Source organism: Arthrobacter sp. Y3224198, assembly GCF_059090025.1.
Genome location: NZ_JBNHFG010000063.1, coordinates 1 through 3,496 on the forward strand (window position 1 = coordinate 1; position 3,496 = coordinate 3,496).

Sequence of the window (3,496 nt, forward strand, 5' to 3'; positions counted from 1 at the left end):
GGGCCACGGCCGCCAGGCCGTCCCGCCCGGACCTGCCCCGGGACGCCCGGCCCAAGGACTCGGCCATCTCCCGGGTCACCTCGGCCGCCACCCGGTTCAGCAGGTCTTCCAACCCGCCAATGTGTTTGTAGAGGCTGGGGGTGGCAACCCCGAGCTCGGACGCCAGGCGGGCCAGCGTCAGGGCCTGCGCTCCGTCCGTGTCCACCAGTTCCCGTGCGCGCCGCACCACGGCGACGGTATCAAGACCGGCGCGCGGCATCGGGCACCTCCTGCAGGAACGCGAGGACGCGGGGCGTGACGACGTCGGGTGCTTCCAGCATGGGGGCATGTCCGGCGCCGGGAACCATCAGGACCTCACTGCCCAGCTGCCCGGCAATCCACTCCGCCTCGGCACGCGGATCCTTCCAATCCGGGTCCGCTTCGCCCATGACCACCAGCGACGGGGCCGTCACCCGGGGAAGCCAGGGCGCCACCACTGAATGGTCGGCGCCGGCCGCCGTGGCGGCGAAGGCCGCCCAGCGGCCCTTGCGGGACAGCAGGCGGACGGACTCCTTGGCGCGGGCACGCGCGGCGGCCGGGCCCAGGCCCTTCCACAGTGAGGTGGCGTAAAGCCGCCAGACGGCCGGCCCCCACGGCCGCAGCAGCATCAGGCGCAGGGCCAGCGCTGCCGCCCGGCCGCCGCTGCCGTTGCGGACAAACGGGCCGAACAGGAGCAGCCCGCGTACGGCGTCGGGCCGGCGTCCGGCGGCGATCACCGCCGAGGCGGCGCTCATGGACGCCCCGGCCAGATATACCGGCCCGTCGCCGAAGGCCTCGATGGCAGCCAGCAGGTCCTCGGCCGTGGCCTCGTCACCGTACGCCGGGAAACCGGTGTCGCTGTCGCCGTGGCCGCGCAGGTCCAGCAGCGCGACCCGGAAGCCATGGTCCACCAGCCCGTCGGCCAGCGGATAATACGCGTCGCGGGAATCTCCCATGCCCGGTGAGCAGATCACCAGCGGGCCGGTGCCGCGCAGCTCGGCGGCGATGCGCCGGCCGTTCACTTCCAAGTGGCTAATAGTCATAGCCATAAAGCTAATGCCATTAGCCAAGGGTGTCAACGGGTTTCGTCAAGCGGTTTGGCTGGATCGGGCTGCGGCAACCGCACCGCCGCCAAAAACGTCTCCGTGATGGCGTGATGGTCCAGCGCGGTGGCCACGGAGATCACCGGCGCCGGGGCGAGCAGGCCATGCACGGCGTCCTCGCCGGCAAGCACCCGGCGGTCCACCAGGGTCTGTCCCCGGCTGTGTCCGGCCAGTTCCACCCGGACCGGATACTCCTGCAGCGCCACCGTTTTGGGCGCCGCGATCAGGCAGGCCGCCCCGGCGTCGCCCATGGTCACCGGCGGCAGGCCGGCGTCGGACGTTCCTTCCGCGGACCGCGCCCGTGCCCCGGAGGCGAGCAGGGTTCCCACCAGCCGTGCCCCCGGTTCCGGGGAGGCTTCCAGCGGCAGGTACTGCGCTTCATCCAGGGTGGCGAGCATAAAAACGTCCAGCCCGTACATGGTCACGGGAATCCCGGAGTCCAGAACCATGGCCAGCGCCTCCGGGTCCTGCCAGGCATTGAATTCGGCGTGCGAGGTGGCGTTGCCGATGCCGGCGGATCCGCCCATAAACACAATCCGTGCCAGCTTCCGGGCCGTCCGCGGATACGCCCGCAGGAACACGCCAATGTTGGTCAGCGGCCCGATTCCCAGCAGTGTCACCGGTTCCGGCGAGTCCTCGATGGTGCGGTGCAGCAGCTCGACGGCGGCCAGCGGCGACGGAACCGCGGGGCTGGGCGGTAGGGAGAGCCCGCCCAGCCCGTTGCTCCCGTGGAAGGCGTGTGCGTTGCGGGGTTCGTTGATCAGTGGCCGCTCGGCGCCCCGGGCCACCGGAATATCCGGCCGCCCGGCCAGCGCGAGCACGTCCAGGGTGTTGCGCAGGACCTGGTCGACGTCGGTGTTCCCGGCGACGCAGGTGACGGCGCGAAGGTCGATCCGCGGGCTGCGGGCCAGGAAGGTCAGGGCGAGGGCATCGTCAACGCCCGTGTCGACGTCGGCAATGACCGGCACGGGCGGCTGCGGATGGGAAGGGGGAGGGGAGGATTCGGGCACAATGCCGTCTTTCGTTTGATCTGCTGCACGCTGACAGGGAAGGTAATTAGAGAATAAGGCCGCCCAGTGTGGAATCCGGAGGGCGGGAAACCAGGGAGGGGAAAGGGTATGCCGGAGTCGAACGGTGTCCGCCGCGTTGCCGTGCTGGGCGGCGGCATACTCGGGGTGTCGACGGCGGTGCACCTGCTCCGGGCCGGAGCCTCCGTGGTGCTGGTGACCGAGGCCGGGATTGCCAGCGGTGCCTCCGGCAGGTCCCTGGCGTGGCTGAACTCCGCCGGCGCCAGGTCCGAGGCCTACCACCGGCTGCGGATGGCCGGCATTGACCGCTATCGGACGCTGGCGGCACAGAATCCCGGCGTGGACTGGCTCGGTTTCGGTGGCGGGCTGTACTGGGCTCCGGCAGGCAATGGCGATTCCGTGCGCGAGCGGCACCATGCCGAGGCGGCGCGCGGCTACGATTCGCAGCTGCTCCCGCCTCGCGCCGTGGCGGACACGATGCCCGGCATCGCCCCCGCCGTGGAGCCGGCGGCGGTGACCGGGTCCTTGGTGCACAACCCGGGCGAGGGCTGGGTCAGCCTGCCGCATCTGGTGCACCACCTGCTGCAGGAGTTCACCGCCCGCGGAGGGGAACTGATCGAGGACGCCGGCAAGGCCGACGTCGTGACGGCGGACGGACGGGCCGCCGGACTGAAGCTGCCGGACGGGCGGACGGTGGCGGCGGACACGGTGCTGGTGGCCGCCGGCGCGGAGACTCCGGCGGTGCTCCGGCCCCTGGGTGTGACCCTGCCCGATGCCTCGGACCTGGCCATGCTGGTCATCACCGAGCCCGTGGACGTCCGGCTGTCCGCGGTGCTGAATACGCCCCGCGTCTCGGTGCGGCCGCACCCCGGCAACCGGCTGGCGATGGATTCCAGCTGGTATCTGGAGCAGATCACCCGTGCCCCGGACGGCAGCTATGCCATTGACCCGGCCGTCATCCAGGAACTGCTGGGGGAAGCGTCCAAGGTGCTGGCCGGGCAGCCGTCGCTGCGTCCGGCGGAGCACCTGGCGGGCCGTAAGCCGGTTCCCGGCGACGGTGAGCCGGTGCTGGGCGAACTGGCCGCAGTGCCGGGGTGTTTTGTGGCGTTCACCCACTCGGGTGCGACCCTGGGCCTGATTGCCGGCGAGCTGCTGGCCGGGGAAATCCTCACCGGACGCCGGCATCCGATGCTGGCAGCGTTCCGGGCGGAGCGGTTCGGCTAGGCGGGAATCGAGGCGGGTCAGCTGGCTTCCACGTCCGGAAGCCCGGCGGCCGCAGTGGCGGGGTCGGGCGACGGTGCGGCCAGCAGCGGGGCGAAGACCAGTTCCGCGGCACCGACCAGGAGC

At 71.5% G+C, this 3,496-nt stretch carries 4 protein-coding genes; 1 reads left to right on the forward strand and 3 read right to left on the reverse strand.

Annotated elements, in window-relative coordinates; genetic code table 11:
* The 3 genes from AC5RUF_RS16255 to AC5RUF_RS16265 form a co-directional block, all read right to left on the reverse strand.
* Nucleotides 1–259 (reverse strand): TetR/AcrR family transcriptional regulator (locus AC5RUF_RS16255; RefSeq protein ID WP_494131281.1); only part of this gene is annotated, 259 nt, incomplete at its 3' end.
* Nucleotides 240–1,061, reverse strand: coding sequence for an alpha/beta fold hydrolase (locus AC5RUF_RS16260; RefSeq protein ID WP_494131282.1), 822 nt, complete (start codon nt 1,059–1,061; stop codon nt 240–242). The genes AC5RUF_RS16260 and AC5RUF_RS16255, both read right to left, overlap by 20 nt.
* Before the next feature lie 32 nt (nt 1,062–1,093).
* On the reverse strand, nt 1,094–2,131 hold the full coding sequence (locus tag AC5RUF_RS16265) for a nucleoside hydrolase (RefSeq protein ID WP_494131283.1): 1,038 nt from the start codon (nt 2,129–2,131) through the stop codon (nt 1,094–1,096).
* Nucleotides 2,132–2,239: 108 nt separating this feature from the next.
* On the opposite strand from AC5RUF_RS16265, the gene AC5RUF_RS16270 reads away from it, so the two are divergent.
* Nucleotides 2,240–3,373 (forward strand): NAD(P)/FAD-dependent oxidoreductase, encoded by a 1,134-nt coding sequence (locus AC5RUF_RS16270; RefSeq protein ID WP_494131284.1) that lies wholly within the window; start codon nt 2,240–2,242, stop codon nt 3,371–3,373.
* The last annotated feature ends 123 nt before the right edge of the window (nt 3,374–3,496 follow it).

What these genes read in the sequence shown, in the direction of transcription:
- AC5RUF_RS16260 (WP_494131282.1), bottom strand. Translation starts at nt 1,061, where the DNA reads ATGACTATTAGCCACTTGGAAGTGAACGGCCGGCGCATCGCCGCCGAG.
- AC5RUF_RS16270 (WP_494131284.1), top strand. Translation starts at nt 2,240, where the DNA reads ATGCCGGAGTCGAACGGTGTCCGCCGCGTTGCCGTGCTGGGCGGCGGC.